The sequence below is a fragment of the Agathobaculum sp. Marseille-P7918 genome (genome assembly GCF_900625105.1).
In the GTDB taxonomy this organism is placed as follows: Bacteria; Bacillota; Clostridia; order Oscillospirales; family Butyricicoccaceae; genus Agathobaculum.
This window is the reverse complement of record NZ_UYYD01000012.1, coordinates 1-19,442: the sequence shown is the minus strand read 5'-3', so window position 1 is coordinate 19,442 and position 19,442 is coordinate 1. Positions and strand designations below refer to the sequence as shown.

Annotated in this window: 21 protein-coding genes; 2 read left to right on the top strand and 19 right to left on the bottom strand. The window is 41.2% G+C overall.

What is annotated here, in order from left to right; genetic code table 11:
- Nucleotides 1-87: 87 nt before the first annotated feature.
- Both EJL02_RS12485 and EJL02_RS12475 read right to left on the bottom strand, forming a co-directional pair.
- Nucleotides 88-318, bottom strand: a complete 231-nt coding sequence (locus tag EJL02_RS12485; RefSeq protein WP_125116695.1) for a DNA-binding protein — start codon at nt 316-318, stop codon at nt 88-90.
- Nucleotides 319-889: 571 nt separating this feature from the next.
- Entirely contained in the window at nt 890-1,303 is a 414-nt protein-coding gene (locus EJL02_RS12475) for a sigma-70 family RNA polymerase sigma factor (RefSeq protein ID WP_087415447.1), read from the bottom strand.
- Nucleotides 1,304-1,519: 216 nt separating this feature from the next.
- Here EJL02_RS12475 and EJL02_RS12470 point away from each other — a divergent pair, with 216 nt between their 5' ends.
- Nucleotides 1,520-1,795, top strand: coding sequence for a hypothetical protein (locus EJL02_RS12470; RefSeq protein WP_125116694.1), 276 nt, complete (start codon nt 1,520-1,522; stop codon nt 1,793-1,795).
- A 122-nt stretch (nt 1,796-1,917) separates the two neighbouring features.
- Here EJL02_RS12470 and EJL02_RS12465 read toward each other — a convergent pair whose 3' ends face one another.
- The 13 genes from EJL02_RS12465 to EJL02_RS12405 form a co-directional block, all read right to left on the bottom strand.
- Complete coding sequence (locus tag EJL02_RS12465) at nt 1,918-2,604, bottom strand: hypothetical protein (protein WP_125116693.1); 687 nt, start codon at nt 2,602-2,604, stop codon at nt 1,918-1,920.
- Nucleotides 2,605-2,739: 135 nt separating this feature from the next.
- Nucleotides 2,740-3,870, bottom strand: a complete 1,131-nt coding sequence (locus EJL02_RS12460) for a sensor histidine kinase (RefSeq protein WP_006574178.1) — start codon at nt 3,868-3,870, stop codon at nt 2,740-2,742.
- Nucleotides 3,867-4,532 carry a response regulator transcription factor gene (locus EJL02_RS12455; protein ID WP_125116692.1) on the bottom strand — a complete coding sequence of 222 codons (666 nt, stop codon included), beginning with the start codon at nt 4,530-4,532 and terminating at the stop codon, nt 3,867-3,869. The genes EJL02_RS12460 and EJL02_RS12455 overlap by 4 nt, the downstream gene beginning before the upstream one ends.
- A 340-nt stretch (nt 4,533-4,872) precedes the next feature.
- Nucleotides 4,873-5,295, bottom strand: coding sequence for an HTH domain-containing protein (locus EJL02_RS12450; RefSeq protein WP_125116691.1), 423 nt, complete (start codon nt 5,293-5,295; stop codon nt 4,873-4,875).
- Nucleotides 5,296-5,495: 200 nt separating this feature from the next.
- The gene (locus EJL02_RS12445; RefSeq protein ID WP_125116690.1) at nt 5,496-6,500 is read right to left on the bottom strand and encodes a sensor histidine kinase; all 1,005 of its coding nucleotides are present in this window, start codon (nt 6,498-6,500) and stop codon (nt 5,496-5,498) included.
- Nucleotides 6,497-7,168, bottom strand: a complete 672-nt coding sequence (locus tag EJL02_RS12440) for a response regulator transcription factor (protein ID WP_125116689.1) — start codon at nt 7,166-7,168, stop codon at nt 6,497-6,499. Before EJL02_RS12440 ends, EJL02_RS12445 begins: the two co-directional genes overlap by 4 nt.
- A gap of 17 nt (nt 7,169-7,185) precedes the next feature.
- Nucleotides 7,186-9,291, bottom strand: coding sequence for an ABC transporter permease (locus EJL02_RS12435; RefSeq protein WP_125116688.1), 2,106 nt, complete (start codon nt 9,289-9,291; stop codon nt 7,186-7,188).
- Nucleotides 9,281-10,048: an ABC transporter ATP-binding protein gene (locus EJL02_RS12430; protein ID WP_125116687.1), complete on the bottom strand. Its 768-nt coding sequence runs from the start codon at nt 10,046-10,048 to the stop codon at nt 9,281-9,283. The genes EJL02_RS12435 and EJL02_RS12430 overlap by 11 nt, the downstream gene beginning before the upstream one ends.
- Nucleotides 10,049-10,325: 277 nt before the next feature.
- On the bottom strand, nt 10,326-10,481 hold the full coding sequence (locus tag EJL02_RS14240; RefSeq protein WP_164510418.1) for a hypothetical protein: 156 nt from the start codon (nt 10,479-10,481) through the stop codon (nt 10,326-10,328).
- 1 nt (nt 10,482) lies between these two features.
- Nucleotides 10,483-11,154: an ABC transporter ATP-binding protein gene (locus EJL02_RS12425; RefSeq protein WP_125116686.1), complete on the bottom strand. Its 672-nt coding sequence runs from the start codon at nt 11,152-11,154 to the stop codon at nt 10,483-10,485.
- Nucleotides 11,151-12,218: a peptide ABC transporter permease gene (locus EJL02_RS12420; RefSeq protein ID WP_243114485.1), complete on the bottom strand. Its 1,068-nt coding sequence runs from the start codon at nt 12,216-12,218 to the stop codon at nt 11,151-11,153. The genes EJL02_RS12425 and EJL02_RS12420 overlap by 4 nt, the downstream gene beginning before the upstream one ends.
- A 585-nt stretch (nt 12,219-12,803) precedes the next feature.
- Nucleotides 12,804-13,730: a zf-HC2 domain-containing protein gene (locus tag EJL02_RS12410; RefSeq protein ID WP_125116683.1), complete on the bottom strand. Its 927-nt coding sequence runs from the start codon at nt 13,728-13,730 to the stop codon at nt 12,804-12,806.
- On the bottom strand, nt 13,723-14,223 hold the full coding sequence (locus EJL02_RS12405) for an RNA polymerase sigma factor (RefSeq protein ID WP_125116682.1): 501 nt from the start codon (nt 14,221-14,223) through the stop codon (nt 13,723-13,725). Before EJL02_RS12405 ends, EJL02_RS12410 begins: the two co-directional genes overlap by 8 nt.
- Nucleotides 14,224-14,614: 391 nt before the next feature.
- Between EJL02_RS12405 and EJL02_RS12395 the strand changes: the two genes are divergently transcribed.
- Entirely contained in the window at nt 14,615-14,971 is a 357-nt protein-coding gene (locus tag EJL02_RS12395) for a helix-turn-helix transcriptional regulator (RefSeq protein ID WP_125116681.1), read from the top strand.
- A 303-nt stretch (nt 14,972-15,274) separates the two neighbouring features.
- Here EJL02_RS12395 and EJL02_RS12390 read toward each other — a convergent pair whose 3' ends face one another.
- The 4 genes from EJL02_RS12390 to EJL02_RS12375 all read right to left on the bottom strand — a co-directional run bounded on the left by EJL02_RS12390 (nt 15,275) and on the right by EJL02_RS12375 (nt 19,304).
- Nucleotides 15,275-16,624 (bottom strand): M56 family metallopeptidase, encoded by a 1,350-nt coding sequence (locus EJL02_RS12390; protein WP_125116680.1) that lies wholly within the window; start codon nt 16,622-16,624, stop codon nt 15,275-15,277.
- A 16-nt stretch (nt 16,625-16,640) separates the two neighbouring features.
- Entirely contained in the window at nt 16,641-17,018 is a 378-nt protein-coding gene (locus tag EJL02_RS12385) for a BlaI/MecI/CopY family transcriptional regulator (protein WP_125116679.1), read from the bottom strand.
- Nucleotides 17,019-17,241: 223 nt separating this feature from the next.
- Nucleotides 17,242-17,661, bottom strand: a complete 420-nt coding sequence (locus EJL02_RS12380; RefSeq protein WP_016147212.1) for a nuclear transport factor 2 family protein — start codon at nt 17,659-17,661, stop codon at nt 17,242-17,244.
- A gap of 233 nt (nt 17,662-17,894) precedes the next feature.
- Complete coding sequence (locus EJL02_RS12375) at nt 17,895-19,304, bottom strand: relaxase/mobilization nuclease domain-containing protein (RefSeq protein ID WP_125116678.1); 1,410 nt, start codon at nt 19,302-19,304, stop codon at nt 17,895-17,897.
- Nucleotides 19,305-19,442: the final 138 nt, after the last annotated feature.

The window sequence follows — 19,442 nt, the reverse complement described above, 5'->3', positions numbered from 1 at the left end:
CAATTCCGTCACCTCCTAAGAATAATCTCCAGCGCTGTACCTTTGTTTTATCAGACATTTTAGATTCCAGCAAGGATACGGAATAGCTCAAACTCCTGCGCTTCGCGGCTTACGATATGTAGTGCTTTTTTCCATCGGCTTTGCACGATGGGTACATTTTGCGATATACTCTTGAAGGCCAGCATCCGTAAAGTACACGCAACCATTTTGCACATACTGAACATAGGAAATCAGCCCGCTGTTTCGTGCTGCATCCAAAGTGGCAATGCTGATCCCCAGTAATTTGGCAGCCTCTTTCCGAGAAATCAATTTTTCCATAGGTGTTCCCCCTTTCTGTCAAGAATGTGGTTGTGGCTTTCAAAATCACATGAATGCGCTGGCAACCGAGGCTGCCAGCGCATGGTATCTGACTTTGAAAAGAAAGCTGTATCCACATTGCGATCTGCTGTTGCTAACAGTAAATGGGTACAGCTCTCCTGATCTAATTGGTTATTTTTCGCCACATTTGCCACGCACCCCTGACGATGGGGACACTTCTGGTCTCCGCTGGCGCGGCTGTCATAACTCCGCAGCGTCGTTTTACTCGTGCGCCGCAGGGTTCCTCCCAAGTCTTTAGGAGGCCGTGAGGAAGTATCTTTAAGCCCCCATGCAGTCACCGCGCCCTGAAGTGCCACCTCCAGGTTCCAGGCTTACGTTGATCGCTCAGGACAGCCGATTCATCACCTCCTTGGCTTGTCCTTCGTGGCGGCGCGCCTGATTCGCTCATACATGGGTTATGTACCAGAAATGCCGTCTATTCAGTTGTCAATGTGCCAATGAAGGGGAAGAATTGTCCTTCTAATTACGCTGACAAAAAAGCCGCAAAACGGGCGCGTGTAAGAAGGACTTATCAAAAAAGTTTAGCAAGGTGTTTCAATCCCCGGCGAATGCTATCTCGGACACGGCTGACATCCACTCCCTCAGCCTTAGCAATTTCAGTTGGCGTCATGCCCAGGTAGAACCGGGCATAGATCCGCTTGGCCTGCTTGTCCGGCAACGCCATCACCGCAGCGTAGAGCTGTTCCCGCCGTTGTTTGTCCTCCAAGATTTCCTCCGGGGTAAGTGGGCGATTTATTACGGCATTTTCAATGCCATTGTCATGGTCCAGAGAATAGTATGCCTTATAGCGATACATCTGGCGCTCATAGGCAGCGTCAGCTCGTTTGTCTGCCAAAAACACAGCGTGTACTTCATCGGTCACTTCCAAAAAAATGTCTGTTTTATATATATCGGGATACAGATCCCGAAGATTGATTTTCTGCATTATGTACCTCCATTTCGGTTCACAAGTCCAGTTGACGGGTGAGCCGAAATGAGGTGGAGAACGGCACCGAAATAATCCGAGTCCATTCAACAAAAAACGACAAACAAAAACGCCAGTCTTCCGTAAAGGAAAACTGGCGTCATACCAACTCCATATTCTCTGAATGCCGATTAACCGGCAGAATAATACCGGTGGTGGTGCGCAAGGTGCCAGGGTGTGAGCAAGGCTTTTTTTGATAAACTACATATTATTGATTTCATGGCAGCTCTCTCCCTGGGCCGCCAATCCGAGTATCACATTCCTTTAGATATAGAAAAAATAAGAGCGGCGGCCTTGATTTCTCAAAACCGCCGCTGGGATATAGAATGGACGCACAGAACCAACCTGCCCGGCAACGGTTTTTTTCTTTCCCCGTTGAATGGGGCAGGCTGTTGTTCTGTATATGATAAAAAGAAGCCGATACCTACCAGACAAATTATCTTGTGTTATTAGCTCTGCGTCTGGCTCTGTGATGACTGATTTATTGAGTTTCCCACTTGCCTTGGAGCGAACAGATGTAGTTCACATGAAATGATTGGTTCTTGAAATGAAACTCCGCCAAGTTGAGAAATTTGTTACTCGATGGAACCATTGTTGAGCAAATTGTCTGCTTCTGCCTGTGTCATATTTCCCGATGAAACTTGCTGCTCCAAGTATTCCTGCACAGCTTTTGTAGCAGCATCTACGGTATCAAAATGGCCCAAATCAACTGTCGAACCGTCAGGTAAAGTAATGATTGTTGATCCGTGGGCAGACGCTGGTGCAGCGTTCCATGTTTCAGGGTCAAACGCTCCGGAAATGATACTTCCGTCCGACAATTCCATGGATTTAGTAAAGTGATAGCCCTCTTTCATAAGCGCAAGCTGATCCTGCCAGCTTTCATACAGACTATCTACATCCTCCTGTGTCCATTCACGACACACATAGCTGCCGTTGTCATCTTTGTAATAAAAGGATTTATCCTTATTGTCCGCCAACTTTTGAATTTGGTCTCGCTGTTGCTCCATCCAATCTTCAAATTCATCAATCTCCCAATACTCCAGTTGGGTATCGGACGGGCCTCCTGGCAAGCAGTTTTCATCTGCTATCACGTCAGATGAAACTTGGGTACTGGTGTTCATAGGAGCAGCTTGATCCTCTCCCGAATTACTCGGTATCTCTTGTGTGGAAGTGGCGTTTGCAGTACACGCGGCCAAGGTCAAGCAGCTAAACAAGGCAAGTGAGATGGCTATAAACATACTTTTTTTCAGCAATGTTTTCATAACATGACCTCCATATTGGTAATTACACATATTCCTCTGTGCAATGATAATCTACCATCTGTATGTGGAGCATATATGAAACCAATATGGAAGTATGTTTTATTTTCTCATAGCAAAGGGATGACATCAGGATCATCAAAAAGTAATAGTAAACCGCATTCCCAATGGTTTTTGCATGGGTTCCAGTGAGTAGGCAAGTTTCAAAGAATCTAAAACCGAGGCCACTATGTATAACCCAAGACCATTACCACCATCATTTTGATTGCGAGCATAGTCGGGGCGATAAAATGGTTCAAATATATGTTTTAGATGCTCTGCCGGAATTGGCTCACATTCATTTTCGACTATCAATTTACGGTTATCAATGCGGACAAAAATAGAGCTACCGGGCAAGGTGTAGGCAACGGCATTGGAGAGAATATTTGAAAATGCTCTTGCAAATGTTTTTGGGGGCAAGGAAATTGTAAAGGTTTCAGAGAAATCCTCTTGAAAGGAAATTCCATTTGCCTGAGCAATCAAGCGATATTGTTTACACAACCCTGATAAATAGCAGTCCACAGCTAATGTTTGTGGTTTTTCCGCCACCGTTGAGCCAAGTTTGGATGCGTCTAATACCTCTGAAATCATTTTGCTGAGTTGTTCTGTTCGTTCTTTGCACAGAGGTAGATATTCTTCATAATCGCCGTATTTACCGACTTTTAAGATCATATTTTCCAGCATGGCATTCAATGCTGTAACCGGAGTTTTCAGTTCATGGGATGCCGAGCGTAGAAAGTCAATTTTTTGCTTTTCAGCTTCACTAACTTTATCCTTTTCCTCTTGCAGATGTTCAATCGTACTCAATAAATTTTGATATAGTTGGTTGATTTGGTTGGCTAATATTCCGATCTCGTCGTTAGCGTCAGTCTTACACACCGCTTTGCGGTCCAAAACAGCCATTTGACTTGTTGTGTCTAAAATACCCTTGATGGGATTTGTTATTGCTTTTGAAAAAAAGTAGGCACATAAAAGTGAAACTACAATACAAATTACTACGGTATAGGGTAATGAGCGCAATATTGTGTGGGCTATTTCTGTATTTCTCGGAATGGCAGCAGTCTTAATCGCTGATGACATTCCATCGACATAAGTTCCCTCTGATAAGACTGAATTTTCTCCCATCATCGGGGCGAGAAGATAAATAGTTCCGCTGGCAAGCGTTGTTATGAGCAATAATAGCGCCAAGGTATAAATAAATATTTTGGGAAAGAGCTTTAATTTTTTCATGTTTCTACCTCGAATTTATACCCTATCCCTTTTACCGTAACAATACAATCAAGACGAAGTTTTTTGCGTAAGTTCTTAATGTATGTATCAATGGTACGATCAATAATAGGGTAATCGACCCCCCATAGACTATCCAGCATTTGAGATCGGGTAAGCACTAAACCTTTATGTTCAACCAAGAGCTTCAGCAAATCAATTTCTTTTGGGGTAATATCAATTTTTCCTTCGGGTCCTTTAGCTGTGTATCCAGAGAAATCAACTGTCACATCCCCAAAGGTCATAGTATCAGGTGAAACCGTTTGTCCGCTTCTCCGCAGGAGGGCAGTAACCCGCCGCCCAAGTAGAACCATTGAAAACGGTTTTGTAATGTAGTCATCCGCCTGTTCATCGAAACTTGTAACCTGAGTATATTCATCACTAATTGCGGTCAGCATGAGAATTGGTACAGAGCTTTTTGCTCTGATCGTATGTAATACAGCAAGTCCCGTCTTTTTGGGGAGCATAATATCCAGAATAACCAGGTCAATGCTACTGCACTCAAAAATCTGCAATGCTTCATCGCCATCATAGGCTGAAAACATTCGATGTCCTAAAGATTTTAGATATTCAGAAACCGCATCATTCGTTTGCCTATCATCTTCCACAATCATGATTACTGCCATAAAAACACCTCCTTGTGCAGTCTACCATTTGCTTATGGAGTGTATATGAAATCACACAAAACATTCCCTGCTCACATAATAATAGTAACTATGCCATCTAAATAATTTACAAAGTTTTATATATTTTCTTCTATCAAAGGGCTTTTCCGCGTCTTTGGGTATCAACCAAACGCAGGCTATCAAAAAACAAAGCAGCGACCTTACCTTTGCAAAGCCGCTGCCCGTTTATTTTGTTTGGCTCTGCGTCTATGCGTCTAGCTCTGTGATAACTGATGTATTGAATTTTGAAAATGATAAAGGTGACGCAAACAGATTATCGAGAAATAATAGGCGTAGAGGATTATTCTTCAATGGGTGGTTCACAATCCTTTAGGAAAAACCTCAATGACATAACAGTGGTCGTAATTTTATATTTTGTTTCTGTATCGACCTCATCGGTCAAGCCTTCCATCATTTTTTCAATATCGCCAACTTTAACTTTTGCCATTTTTGCTATCGTAGCTTTAGATAGGTGATGGTAGGATATAAGCACTTCCAAAAAGGCACTTGCTTTCAAATCGGCTTCTTCACAAGTAATAACATAGAGAAACATTATCTTATCTATTGTCGTGTGTTTCCCTAAAACACATTGCAAATTTCCATTGGCAATATTATTGATCTGCTCCACAGATAACCCCAAATATTTTGCAAGGGTATTTACATTAAATTCATACTTTTCGAGTAATGTTTTGACTTTTTCAGATATATTTTCTATCACAATCATACCGATCACCTAAATCACTATCAATTATTTGTTGTTCCTGTGTCCTCGGCAATGAAAATCCCACGTTCCTCCAACAAATACGAGGAAATGGCTCTTACGGATAACTGTTCATTTTCAGAAAGGTCATTACTCACTTTTCTTTTTCCAATGCGCCACCTCCATTCATTTGATACTTCCTTACATAAAAATTCACCTGTGGTTTATATTGGGAATCGTATTGATATTTTGAAGAAACTATTATATTCGGACTGAACATCTAATTTGAGATTAAGGTCATCTGCCATTTTTTTAGTCAAATATAGTCCCATTCCTGTCGCCTTATTTCGATTGTTTGCTGAATCACCGGTAAAGCCTTTTTGGAATATATAAGGAAGATCATAGCTTTTCACACCGCTACCGTTGTCAGTAATTGAAAGTATAATTTCTCTAGTGGTATGCTGTGTTGAGGTGGTAAGCATAGGATTGTCTGTACTATATTTAATAACATTGCTTATAATTTGCCCTAACATGAATTGAAGCCCTCGACGGTCTGTAAAAACTTGTTCTTCTTTAACTTCGTTTTTTATAACAAAATGTTTTTCTTCAAGAAGCGGCTCATAATCTGCTAAAACATCTTTCAATAAGGATTGCAAATCAAGTTCTTCAAAACGGTAATCTTTTGTGCTACTTTTTAATCTTGCATAGTAGAGCATTTGTGTAATATCTTCCTGTAATTGGTTGCATACATAATCCAACTTGGTTTGAATCTCAAATGGTAATTCATCTGCTCGGTTGTCCATAATCATTGTAAGCAAAGCCAATGGCGTTTTAGCTTCATGCACCCAACTTTCAACATATTCTTCGTAATCTCGTAGTTCTTCTGAAAGATTACACAATCTTAATCTATTGTCCCTTAGAACAAGAGCCAATAGTTGTATCTGCTCTCTCTCTTGTTGGCTCACTACTTGTAGTAGTTTTTCTTCATTTACAACATCTGGATCGCTAATGAACGTCTGAAATATTTTTTGCTTCTTCTTTTCTTTTATATTGACATAAGCTAAAACCACCACAAAAAACATGAAACTCCATAACAAGATTAAAATTAGCAATGTCCAAAATGCCTGCACATCGGTAAGCCAAAGAAGTAATGCAGAAAAGATGTCCATAATTAACAATGCAAACAACCATAGGGCATTTCTTTTTATACTTTTCCAAAAACAATTCATGGTTCCATCGACCTTTCCAGCCGATAGCCTACGCCCCGGATTGCTACAATTCGTTGCTTCATTCCTAATGTAGCTAAAGTTTTTTTCAGACGAGATAAATTGACTTGCAAGGCATTTTCATCAATATACTCCGTTGTTCCCCATAGGATTTTACAAAGTTCCTCCGCCGACACAAGTTCAGCAGTCATAAGTGCTTCAAGTAATTTCCCTTGATTTTTAGGAAGTATCATTGAAGTATTGTGAATATAGATAGTATAGCTTTCCCTATCTAAAAGGAAGCCTGGTCCCTCTAAGAGATTGGACCGCCCTTCGTACCTTTTTAGAATATTGTTTATCCTTGCAAGTAATCGTTCTTTTCGGCAAGGTTTTGTCAAATATTCATCTGCCCCCAACTTGAGAGCCTGCAATTCATCTTGTAACTGATCTCGTGATGTCAAAACCAAAACGGGGATTGGTGTTTTTTGTTTCAGATTTTGACATATCTGAAATCCGCTGATTTTTGGTAAATTAAGGTCTAAAAGAACAAGGTCAGGAGAGAGGGCTGTTATCTGTTCCACCGCATTTTCAAATGCAGTAATCTCCAATGTAGCATATCCTGCTCTTTTAAGCATTGTGCAAAGTTCATCGCGCATATATTCTTCATCTTCTACAACAGCTATTTTTTTCATAACAACCCTCCTTCCTCTTATTCTTCCCTTTGCGGCTGCATTAGTGTTAGTAAGTATCTATCACTAGAACGCTTTATAACAGTCATATAGATACATTCTACGACACAAAGTATTAGAATAATAATGGCTGCAATGACAAGCATTTCACCCTGTGCATTCTTTACTTCCGAGGACAAAATACCGGCAAATAGTGATTTAACACCAAACAAACTGCTGATAGCTGCAACTATTACGGGAAGTCCCATAAACCAAGTAATCTGTTTTCTAGCTGAACCGCACAAAGCATGATATGTGGCTCCAAGCCGTACCAAAGTTTGATACCTGCGTCCCGTTCGTTGCTGGTTCATTAAGAACTGCACACCAATTATAGTATTAGATACCACTAGAAAGATAATAGCAAGATAGCTTGTGATATAGCTGGCAGCTACCATATAGAAAAGCTGACGGCCCATGCTTTGGAGATAGCTTTCATATTCAAGACCAAGTGCGTCCAGATCAATCATATCTAACACTTCATTGATTGTAGAATATGCGCCCATTAACCCCATTTCATTTGTAATATTTTGATCTAGGATACCGTTTACATACACATTATAGTTTCCTTGTGTATAGTAGAAAAATTGCTCATCAGGTACAATTAAAGCAATATCTAGGGTAATAGAAGAATCGGTTACCAAAGGGATTGATTGTACTTCACCTGTAAGAAAAATGGTCTTTCCGTCTAATTCAGCTTTTGGGTGTTTTGCAAGTATCTCATTGAGCATAGCATTTCTCACTTCGTTAGTGCTGCTGGAATCGCGATAAATTGCTGCCTCGTCAGAGGCAAGTTCCAAAGTCGGTTCACCAGCTAACTCTAAGAGGTTATTATAGTCTGATAGGCAAATCACATGAGGGAAACCTGCATAACCGAGATTATTCAGAAGAACATCTCTATCTTTGGATTGTGGTAACCTACTAATTTCATCAATTACAGAATCCAATACAAAAACCTCGTCTGTTTTCTCGGTTGTATTGATACGACCTTCTCGTATTTGAAATAATTTTGCAAACTGATCTTCAAGTCCGTTTTCTTTTAACAAAGACTGTACGGACGGGAAAACAAGTTCTGGCTCTGGTTCTTTATCTAGTACGATATTTGTACTTACCGCAAAAGTATAGTCTAATATGTGCGCGTTAAGTTTAGAGCTTGTATTTGCAATTCCAATTCCAGCACCAAAACAACATAATGCTGCTAAAATAAGCATAGAACTTATTGCCAAAGAAGTAGACTGCTGAACCACATTCTCTTGAATCTGCCGAAAATTAAAAACACGAAGTGGAACATTTGATTTTCCCACCGCTATAAGCAATGAAATGAGTGCCCGCATACCATAAAAAAGAAGTATCGTTCCTAATATTCCGAGGGATAATGTAAGCAACATCATTGAGGATTTTTGCCATGCAATCCCTTGAATTGCCAATAAATACGCTGCTACTAACATAGCAATTCCGAAAATAGCAGAAAAAACATAAATGAATGTGGGTTTCTGTCTTTGGGCATTGTTTGATATAGGAGCCATAAGTGAACCAATTTCTTGCCGAGTGATATTTCCACTCAAAATTAGGAAAGCAAATAGTTTAATTACTAGAAAACCCAAAATAGTAAAAAGCACTGCTGAAAGAGATAGTGTAAAGCGGTGCCCTATAATACCCATTCCAACTAATTTTGCAGTAATTAAGCTAATCATTTCAGAAAGTATAATTGCTATGGGAAGTCCAATTACCAAAGCAAAAATACTACTAATAAAATCCTCAGCCATCAACATGGAAAAGAGTTTACCTCTACGCATTCCCAGCATTAAATATACGCCAAACTCGTGCTTGCGCCGTTGAAGTTGATATTTACATGCAAAATAAATTAAGAAAAATAGAATGCACAAAGTTACAATATAAAAAATCGGAATCAGTAGCAGCAGCTTATCAACTGCGTCGCTTTCCATTTCTTGCAGAAAGCGCATGATGTCTTGATTAGAAATAGAGAGAATGATATAAAAGGCAACTATTGATATTACAAGAGAGCTGAAAAACAGTCCATTTTCTTTTCGGCTGCGCTTGCTATTCCGTACGATCAAATTAAAGAACATTATAGCTGCCACCTCCCAACTGTGCCATAACTTTTAAGATACGCTCGTAAAACTCTCGCTGGCTTTCATCACCCCGCCGAAGTTCGTGAAAAATAATACCATCTTGGATAAACAGTATTCGTTTACAAAAACTAGCGGCATTAGAATCATGTGTTACCATAAGAATTGTTGCTTGATCGTCCCGGTTTAGTCCAGAAAGTTTCTCCATAACATTTTTTGCATTTTTTGAATCCAAAGCTCCCGTAGGTTCATCAGCAAGAATCATTTTAGGGTGAAGAATCAATGCTCTGGCAGTTGCAACACGTTGCCGCTGTCCACCGGACATTTGCATAGGAAACTTATTCAAAACATCAGTAATTTCCAAATACTCGGCAAGTTGTTTCAAACGAAGTCTGCTTTCTTTTTCAGATACATTATGGAGCGAAGTAGGCAACAAAATATTTTCACTACCTGTCAGATTATCTAATAGTTCAAAGTTCTGGAACAAATATCCGATATTTTTTCCTCGATAATTTGCTAATGATTTTCCGTTAAGAGAAGCAAGATCTTTTCCACCCATCACAATACTTCCGCTGCTTGGCTGAATAACGGTTGCAATACAGTTGAGAAGTGTGGATTTTCCGGAACCACTACTTCCCATAATACCGAGAAACTCTCCGGGCATAACCTGAAATGTAATCCCATTTAATGCTCTTGTTTGGTTGGGAACGTTCCCATATACCTTTGTCAGATTTTCTATATTCAAAATTGGTTCCATATCGCTACCTCCTTATATGTCTTATCTATATGATAACATGTGTAGCCCTCCAAAAATACTTACAGTCGTTGTAAGGTTGGACTCGCATTGTTTTTACGCATTATTTAAGATAAAAGTTGTTTTTTCTTCTGTTAAAGGGTTTCCCCGTCTTTGAGCATAAACTAAATGCGGGCGTTCAATAACAAAGCAGCGACTTTGCCTTTGCAAAGTCGCTGCCTATTTATGCTGTTCGGCTCTGCGTCTATGCGTCTGGCTCTTTGGTAACTGATGTATTCATTTATTTAGGCCACCCCAAATAAACCGCGATCAGAACAAATACAATCCCCAACACAATCAGGATGATAGGCCATCCCTTTTGTTTTCTACGAGAAATCCCCATGATAACAAAAAATATCCCCAGCAGCAGCGATGCGATCATTGCGAAAAATCCCATGTTATTTTCTCCTTTCAAGATGAATTATTCTGTCATGACGATTAGCCATTTCCAAGTCATGAGTTACCGTGATGATTGTAGTATTAAATTCCTTGTTCATTCTAAACAGCAATGCTACAATTCTTTCTCTGTTCTCCACATCCAAAGATGCCGTAGGTTCATCAGCTAAAATAATTTGAGGTTTCATAATGATCCCTCTGGCGAATACGGCTCTGGCCTTTTCTCCGCCGGAACATTCAAGCGGTTTCTTTTTTAAGATAGAGCGGATTTCAATCGCATCAACGATACTCTCAAAATCCTTCATTTCTTTCTGGCCCTTTTTCCCCGCACCTGCATATAGAAACGGCAGCTTAATGTTATCTTCTATTATCAATGAGTTGATTAGCGCCGATTCTTGGAGTACAAAGCCGATTTTTTGGTTTCTCCATTGGGCCAATTTACTTGCATCAGAATGATTTGTCGGCAATCCAAAGAGTGTATATTCACCGTCATAATTTCTATCAAGCAGCCCAATAATATTAAGCAAGGAGCTTTTTCCTGCGCCCGATTCTCCCACAATGGCAATCTTTTCACCAGCAACAACTTCAAGGTTGAAATCGTTTAATATGGAAATCCGAGATTCCTTACTCCTATATATTTTTTCTTTAATGCTTAAATCAATGATTTTCGTCATTGCAGTACCCCCAAAGAAATTGGAACTTTCTTAATCCTCCACAACATACATTCAACAACAATAACTCCGATTATAATGTCAGTGACAACCACCGCCAGCAAGGACAGCCAATCTATACCAATTAAACCGAATAGCCCGTATGTAACAAAGGTAGTGTCTTTTCTTAGCCAACAGCCGTATCTGTTAAGAGCGGTAATTGAGAATACAATCACCAGATTGATAAGAAACAATATTCCAAAGTAGCTATAAAACATTTTCCTTAACTTTGAATAGCTCAAACCAACCAAGAGATTGATCGTGAGGTCTTTCAGCATCAACCGAATACTAACCATTGCGTTCCAAACAGAGAGGCAGGTTATAAGGAGAAGTAAAATCACCGATGTCACAGCAACAATTTTTAGGGAATGGAAATAGTATTCGTTGAAATATTCATTATTGTCCTGCTGACCAAAAAAGTTCAACTTCAAACCAAGCGTATTCTGTATGACCGCCCTTAGATCGGAGATTTTTTCGTTTGTGGTTTGAAGAATTACAATGTCCATGAGGCCATTCACTCGAAGATCAAGATTTGCATGATTGAGAAATTCCTCATTCACGGGCAGAATAATCGAATAATTGTAGTAGCTCTTTGAGTTAAGAGTGTAGTAATTGGAGTGGTATGCGTTTTGTTCCAACACGCCCTGAACTCTTAAAGTAATCTCTTGTCCCAGCGCAGGATCTTCAAGGTCTATTGTGGAGCCAACAGGATATGTTTTGCTCAATCCTTTTCCAATCAGGACAGGAATTTCACTATTTCCATCGAAGCGGTAATCAAAGGTCAAGCCCGTTCCTTGGGAAAGATTAAATTGGGTTAAATCATAATGCGCTTTGTTCATATAGCACAAGGATATTTCCATGTCATCACGGTTCGGTATGGACACCATAAAGCCGTCTACATAAAATGCGTAATCGAAATTAGAGCTTAAATAGTTATACACTTCCGTTGTTTTATCCAACTCTATTGCGCCGAAGTCAATGGTGCTATTGGGGTCTAAATTTGCAATATAGTTGCCGTCCTGATTCAAGCCCCTTATTTCCTGATACCCTTGGTAAGTTGAGAAAACTGTGCGTACAGCCGTAAAAGTTATATAGTTTGAAAGGCAAATAAGGAGAATAATGCTTATTCCGGGTATTATTCTTCTCAAAAAAATTTTTGAAACAAAGAACTTAAAGAGCTTCATATTTTCTCACCTGCCTTGCGCTGATTAGTATATACACAATGAAAATAAGGACTAAATACAGATTTTTGGTCAAGTCAAACCCCAAATAAGCATTTGTCGCAAGAAATACAAGGTAGACAAATCCCAATACCATTAGGCAATTCAGAGAGTACCTAACTGTGATGTTAAATAGCGTATCTCCAACGAGTATCCGGCAAAATACTTCTATCTTTTTACGGCATGAAAATTGATAGTGAAAAACCGCAACGAGAAATGTAGACAATATAACAATCATGGTCTGATATTTCAAAAAGTTTCGGAAAAAACTGGTCAGAATATCAGATGTCATTTCTAAAGTCTTTACATAATCAAACATCAAGCATAACGAAAAGCAGAAAGCGTACGCAACACTCAATTCAAAAATATCTGCCAGTCTAAATAAAGATTTTTTCATGGCCACTCCTTGAAACGCTCTGTGCTTTTATCTGCCCGCTTCTCCTGATAAATAGATTTTCCGGTTAGTAATGCAAGATAAAACAGTATAGCAACCAACACAATAATGCAGAAATCTCTTTGTGAAGAATAGGTTGTAAAGTTAATTCCTTTTGTGCAAAGCTGAGCTGCCATATAGGAAATTGGGAGCAGTATCGCTCTGTCAATCCATACAATGATTGCTTTCTTGTTTTTCAATAAAAGCCGTAGGCCGGAAAGCACAATCAGGGCAAGAGCGGCTAAAAGGAAATATGGCAGTAAGATTTGCCGCGGCAGCGTTATAACAGCCTGTGGAAGATTATCCCTCTCTCCATAGATCAGCACATCTTCGGAACCATTATTTTGAGTAAAGAAGATTTGAATGTTGCTATCATCATTAAAAGGTATTACCACATTTTGATTTCCGCGATTAGAGAAGTATATGTCCCATGTTGTCGTCCACGCATTGATCCGATAAATTTCTGTTTCTTCATAAAACTCTTTTGTACAGGTATAACCTGTCACTCGATCATCAAAAGTTACGATAATCTCCCCGCTATGATTGTCAACAACATTCAGCAGGTCATCAGAGTAGGGGAAAAATTTCGGTGATGTCAAAACCCCAAAAACAATCATCACCACAGCACACGCTATAATCGCGGTGAAAAAGATGGTTTGCAGACGTCTAATAAATAAGTCCTTTTTGATCCTTTTTAACGGAACAATATCAGTATCAATATCAATATCAGGAACAAATTTCGCGGGGCCTCGCATACGCTCTAATTCTGCACGGCACTCCGCGCAATGTTCAAGGTGAGCGTTCACAAATTCTTTTGTATCTGTGCTGACCATATCCTCCACATAAAGAGGAAGTATATCTTTGATCAAATTACATTGATTACTCATTTTCTACCTCCATCTGCCTTAATATTTTATTTCTCGCTCGGTGATAAGTGACACAAGCCCAATTATCTGTTTTTTGGAAAATGTCTGCAATTTGCTTGAAACTCAATTCACCAAAAACCCGCAGCATAAAAACTTCCTTATAGGGTTCAGCTAAATCATGCAGCAGGTGATGTATTCGCATGGCTTCACTTCGATTTAATATTTGTTCCTCAATAGTGTTTTTGTTATCTGATAATTCAACTTTATCAATATCTACAATCCTCTGTTGCTTTTTCAGATGGGAAAAGTAACAGTTTTTTGCAATTTGACAAAGCCAAACACGGATGTCTGTTTCGCCGCGAAAAGTATCTATTGAACGCATTGCTTTGAAAAATGTTTCACTTGTAATTTCTTCTGCAATACTTTCGTCTTTTGATAGCTTTTTGAGAAAAAGGAATACATCATTAAAGTATCGAATATATATTTTTTCAAATTCTTCTCCGTAGTCTGCCACTTTTTCACCTCCTCACTTATAAGACTTCCTCATTCTAAAAACCTTACAAACTTTTTTGAAAAATTATTTTCTTATTCTTCTCCCGTCAATCGGCTTTTCCGCGTCTTTGGGTATCAACCAAACGCGGACTATCAATAAACAAAGCAGCAACCTTGTCTTTGCAAAGTCGCTGCCTATTTATGCTGTTTGGCTCTGCGTCTATGCGTCTGGCGCTGTGATAAATGCGTATTGAATTGATTCCTATTCCATTGTATTTCTATTGCTCGATGAAAACAAGTCTGTCATCATTCTGTTATAAGAAAAATCAGTATAATCATACCGGTAAGCCGGAATGATAAGGTCATTCCGCAATTCAAACCGGAACGATACAATATTATTGAGGTGAACAATAATGCCGATTGATGATTTGACAGCCTTGGGAGATGCGCTCCGAGCAGCACGAAAAGAAAAGAATCTGACGCAGGAACAGTTGGCTGATGAATCCCATGTTTCTACCAAACAGATTGCCGATATTGAGAAAGCCAGGAGAAATCCTTCCTATTTGATTTTGAAAGCATTGGCAAAGGTAGTTCATCTTTCACTGGACTCGCTTATGTACCCGGATCTCTCGCCGGACGAAGCAGGACAGAATGAGATGAAGCTGCTGTATATGAACTGTCCGCCGGAGATGCGGGAAACCTTGTTGCACCACACTCGTGGATTTGCAGAGGAGCTAAAGGAACTTTCCAAGAAACTTGAAACAAAGTAGGCCAGTGAGCGAAATTTGAAGGTTTCGTCACTGGCTTATTTTATTCCTGCGGGAAAGAGGCAAGCAATGCCCCTGGATAGCCATTCGGCTTCCGGCGCTGCTTGTTGAGGGTATTCCCCCAAGCCCCCATGAACGCAGAATTTCATTCTGCGGCTGCGCGTCCATTTGACGCTTTCGATCATGGCCAGCGTTGAGCTGGCCATGATCTTTTTCTATATATGCGGATTTGAAATCACACCAAATAGAAGCAGAATGCGACCTGAAAAACGAGGCCACATCTTGTAATTTGTTGGCCGCAAAACTTTAGTGTTCCGTGTTAGCGTTGACGCTTACCTTAACACCATTAGCATCAAAAATCTCTACTTCAACTCCATCTTCCGGTTGCAAAGGAGTGACTTCTCCGTTTGCCACAGCCTGCCTGAATTCATCAGGAATTTCAAGCGGGACCTTTGACATACTGGTAATCATATCGGAAAAAGAGACCTCCTCCTTGGCCTTGAGATCATATCCGTCGTTCGGATTGATGCTTTGAGCAAAGGGAATATCTGTTTGTGTTTCACCGGTGAGGAGTTCATCGCTGGAAGTGGCAGGTGTATCCTTACCAGCTACAATTCCATCAATCGTCTGGGGAGTATCGCTGTGCGCCTCGGCAGCAAATGCGGACAGTGCAAGACTGCTTGCACCTAACACGCAAACAAGCGCAGCAACAATCAGTTTTTTGGACTTATTTCCATTCAGCATAATGCAAATTCTCCTTTTCAGTTTTTCGCGCGAGGATATAAAAGAAATCCCCGGCGTAGAGTTCAATTTGTGTTGAAATTGAGAATACGAAATCAAAAGGTATCCATAGCTTTTGCGCCCATCATGGTCAAGATTCTGAACCACCTGAGCATCACAGGAGGTCTCGGCACAAAATTCAAAGTCCTTACAAAGCAGCCACACAATAGGGTTGGCCCAGTGAATCGTCTGTATTACGACGCCCAAAAGTTTCCACCACAAATCACGGCGCTTAAAATGCACCAGTTCATGCTTCAGGATCATTTGTACATCTGCTGGCGGAAGTCCATCAGCAGGTACTGCGATAATTGGCTTGAAAAAACCAATCAACACCGGACTTTGCACATGTGGCGATGCTCTAAGGATTGGCGTCTGTCGAATTCCATATTCGCTTGCACAGTGATTTGCAATTCGCTGTAGCTCACCACAAACGGGCTGTGTTTGCTTTTGGGATAGTTTCCTACGGAATTTCAACAATACAGCAATATACCATAATGCAAGAGCTGACACACCAACAGACCAAACAAGTAAAATCTTTTCCTGTGCCTGAACATCCAAGCAAAAACCGCTCGTTCTCGTGCTCTTGCTTTCAGTGATGGAAGTATTCTTTTGAACTACTTCGTCTTTTGGGATAACGCTACTAACGCCTTCCAAGTATCCGCTTGTTTGAAATGGCATATCTTTTATTGTAGAGGAGATCGGCAAAGCCTGATAAAATGGGATTAAGAACAACACCATGACAGCGATGCACCCAATATAGCGGAAACGCTCATTTACACCGTTTTTTGCCCAAACGAGCAAGGCTTTAAAAACCAGGTACACACTGCTGGCGATTAAATTCAGAAAAAACAGAGTACTAAGCAAGTAAGATACCATACATATTCCTCCGTTATTACTGATTGTCCAACCATTCTTTCAAAGATTCACGATCTTCCTCTGACATCTGAGAGCCACCGTATAAAGCCGCAAAGAAATTTTTGATCGAACCATCATAGAGTGCGTCTAAAATTCCTTGTGCGCCATCTCGCGCATAGTCTTTCTGGGATTTGATAGGCCGGTAATAATGAACTCTGCCTTCTCGATGAGAAGTGATAAGCCCCTTTTGCGTCAGCCGAGACAGAAAAGTGGCAAGAGTTGATGGCTTCCACTCCTTGTTGTGGCGTTCTGCAAAGTACGATGCAAGCTGCGCCGAAGACATGGGAACTTGTGATTTCCACAACACCTCCATGATTTCGTATTCGGTTTCTGATAGTTTTTTGGATCGATCCATAAACACTTCCTCCTTACCCAAAGTACGTCTACCTTGGATGATTTAATTCTACTACAAATTTGTAGAATAGTCAATACTTCTACGGACTTGTAGAAATAAATTTACAATTTTTTTGCCATGCCCAGGACAGTCTAGGGCATGGCTTTTTATTCTAAATGGAACTGCACAACAACATTGATTACATAGATGGCAATTACATTATATTCATTTCAAATTATAGCTCTTAAAACCAGTTTGTTTTTTCATTCCTAAATTCAGGCGCATTACCATTCTGATATGGATTGTAGTTATTAAGATTACATCCAAATTCCTTTAAGGTCTTAATTTTATTATCTTGTGTCCACTCAATTAAAGAAATCCCATCAAATTCTTCAATCTTCCCGTTGTCCATTTGGTTTTTGAAGTACCATACCACAACGGTCTGATTACCCTGATGAAAAAACTGTTTAATATCCCATGCAAGCACTTTCCCACGGGTATTCCATTCCTCAAACCAGTGCTTTACTGTTTCTCGATCAGAATATTGGGGACACCAACTTTCAGTATAAACTACATCCTCCGCAAAAATACTATCAATTCCTAAATCTTGTTGTGTAAGCCACATATTGAACCATAAGCGCACAATTTTTTCTCTTTCCGACATAAAACAAACGCCTCCCTGCCCTTTTACTTTTCCACCTGTTTTTACTATAAATTTTACCATAAGAATTTGAACAAATCTATGCCACAATTTGCACGGACATACTTTTAACCATGAACATAAACAGCGCCGGATGCAGAGGCATATAGCCCCGCGCCCGGCGCTTTGCTATGCTTAGATCACTCGTCCGTAAAATGGGACTGTCGTACAACACACTTTCCAACACTTATGGAGTTTTATCGGTTCATCTCTTTGCCTTTATCTTCCTGTCTATCTTCCGCCATCCCCATGAGCCGATCCACATTGGCCTTTGCCGCCAGCAGCTCCCGCATTTCCTCGCGGGAGCGCCGGTACTCGGCATAGGTCTTTTTCTTTTCCTCCAGCAGCCGAGCATATTCAGCTTGCAGTTCCTTAACTTTGGGAAGCTTCTTGACCCCCATATCATCAAAGGCATTTTTTGCCGCCTGATGGAGCAGAATTTCTTCCTCATGTTCCTCGCGGAATTTCTTTGAATAGCCAGCTTTTCGGTAGGCCACATAGGTGTCACGAGTCTTGGCATAGTTGATGATATGGGTCCGCAGGACGGCGATCTCCGCCATGCGGTTCTCCGCTGCCTTAATTTTTGCTGATAGCTCATTATGGTGAGCCGTGGCCGCCGCCGCCTTTTCCTCCAGCACAGCATACTCCAGTAGATTATGCTCTGTGAGATAATTCACGGTCTGTGCCATCTGTTTCAGATTAAAGACCTTGGCCCACTGCACATACCCGGCACCTTTTCCGGCCTGTAGCTTTGCCTGGATGTCAACCAGCAGATTGACCTTTGGCGGATCTGCTTGCTTGATCGGCTTCTGACGGGGTGTATGCTCCTTTTGACCGGCGAGGACAGCCAGCAGATGCTCCAGGGTGTAGCCATCACCCAGACTGTCCAGGCGGGACACTTTGCCCCAGCCGGGGAGCTTCAAACGGTAGGATTTGCCGCGCTTGGATACTTCACAGCCGGATTCCCGAAGCAGCTTCAGCAGCTTGTCCAGGTCAGCAGGCTTTTGTGCCAGGGCGTTATCAATGGCAGCACGAAGCAATTCCCGATGGGAGGGCTTTGCCTGATCGCCCAGCCATTGGTCGTAACTTTTGCCGTGGGGCTTTGGGTTCTCGATAATGGACAGTCCGTTCTCAATGCAGATGGTGTCGCTCAATCGACGGACGGCTTTTGTGCTGCCCCAAAAGTTGCGAAACTTCCGGTCACAGTCCAGGTTGACCGAACTCCAAATGATATGATTATGGACATGGGCCTTGTCAATGTGGGTACAGACGATAAAGGCGTGTTTTCCCTTGGTGAACCGCTTGGCAAATTCTACACCGAGCCGGTTGGCTTCCTCTGGATTGATCTCCCCAGGGCAAAAGGACTGGCGGACATGGTAGGCGATCACATCGTCCGCGCCTCGGACTCGTCCGGTGGCGGCGATATACTGGCGCTTTGCCAGCATAAACTCGGCGTCGGCTACACGGCTATCACACTCATAGCCGGTGATAAGCCTGCCGTGGCCGGTCTTTTGCGGATTGGCCACATAGTCGATAATCTCGCTAATGGCACGGCTCTCGGTCCGGCCCTTGCCGATATGCAGCGGCATGATGCGTGTGGTTGCCATAAAGTTTCCCTCCCTATTACAATAAATTTGGACAGGAAAGCCGGGCAGCCAGTCCGGCTTTCCCTCCATCTCGTGCCTAAGCTACAATAAGAGGAGCAACTGGCTGACGTTCACTCCCTTGGGCTTCGTATGTCCGCT

What these genes read in the sequence shown, in the direction of transcription:
- EJL02_RS12485 (WP_125116695.1), bottom strand. Translation starts at nt 318, where the DNA reads ATGGAAAAATTGATTTCTCGGAAAGAGGCTGCCAAATTACTGGGGATC.
- EJL02_RS12475 (WP_087415447.1), bottom strand. Translation starts at nt 1,303, where the DNA reads ATGCAGAAAATCAATCTTCGGGATCTGTATCCCGATATATATAAAACA.
- EJL02_RS12465 (WP_125116693.1), bottom strand. Translation starts at nt 2,604, where the DNA reads ATGAAAACATTGCTGAAAAAAAGTATGTTTATAGCCATCTCACTTGCC.
- EJL02_RS12460 (WP_006574178.1), bottom strand. Translation starts at nt 3,870, where the DNA reads ATGAAAAAATTAAAGCTCTTTCCCAAAATATTTATTTATACCTTGGCG.
- EJL02_RS12455 (WP_125116692.1), bottom strand. Translation starts at nt 4,532, where the DNA reads ATGGCAGTAATCATGATTGTGGAAGATGATAGGCAAACGAATGATGCG.
- EJL02_RS12450 (WP_125116691.1), bottom strand. Translation starts at nt 5,295, where the DNA reads ATGATTGTGATAGAAAATATATCTGAAAAAGTCAAAACATTACTCGAA.
- EJL02_RS12445 (WP_125116690.1), bottom strand. Translation starts at nt 6,500, where the DNA reads ATGAATTGTTTTTGGAAAAGTATAAAAAGAAATGCCCTATGGTTGTTT.
- EJL02_RS12440 (WP_125116689.1), bottom strand. Translation starts at nt 7,168, where the DNA reads ATGAAAAAAATAGCTGTTGTAGAAGATGAAGAATATATGCGCGATGAA.
- EJL02_RS12435 (WP_125116688.1), bottom strand. Translation starts at nt 9,291, where the DNA reads ATGTTCTTTAATTTGATCGTACGGAATAGCAAGCGCAGCCGAAAAGAA.
- EJL02_RS12430 (WP_125116687.1), bottom strand. Translation starts at nt 10,048, where the DNA reads ATGGAACCAATTTTGAATATAGAAAATCTGACAAAGGTATATGGGAAC.
- EJL02_RS14240 (WP_164510418.1), bottom strand. Translation starts at nt 10,481, where the DNA reads ATGGGATTTTTCGCAATGATCGCATCGCTGCTGCTGGGGATATTTTTT.
- EJL02_RS12425 (WP_125116686.1), bottom strand. Translation starts at nt 11,154, where the DNA reads ATGACGAAAATCATTGATTTAAGCATTAAAGAAAAAATATATAGGAGT.
- EJL02_RS12410 (WP_125116683.1), bottom strand. Translation starts at nt 13,730, where the DNA reads ATGAGTAATCAATGTAATTTGATCAAAGATATACTTCCTCTTTATGTG.
- EJL02_RS12395 (WP_125116681.1), top strand. Translation starts at nt 14,615, where the DNA reads ATGCCGATTGATGATTTGACAGCCTTGGGAGATGCGCTCCGAGCAGCA.
- EJL02_RS12390 (WP_125116680.1), bottom strand. Translation starts at nt 16,624, where the DNA reads ATGGTATCTTACTTGCTTAGTACTCTGTTTTTTCTGAATTTAATCGCC.
- EJL02_RS12385 (WP_125116679.1), bottom strand. Translation starts at nt 17,018, where the DNA reads ATGGATCGATCCAAAAAACTATCAGAAACCGAATACGAAATCATGGAG.
- EJL02_RS12380 (WP_016147212.1), bottom strand. Translation starts at nt 17,661, where the DNA reads ATGTCGGAAAGAGAAAAAATTGTGCGCTTATGGTTCAATATGTGGCTT.
- EJL02_RS12375 (WP_125116678.1), bottom strand. Translation starts at nt 19,304, where the DNA reads ATGGCAACCACACGCATCATGCCGCTGCATATCGGCAAGGGCCGGACC.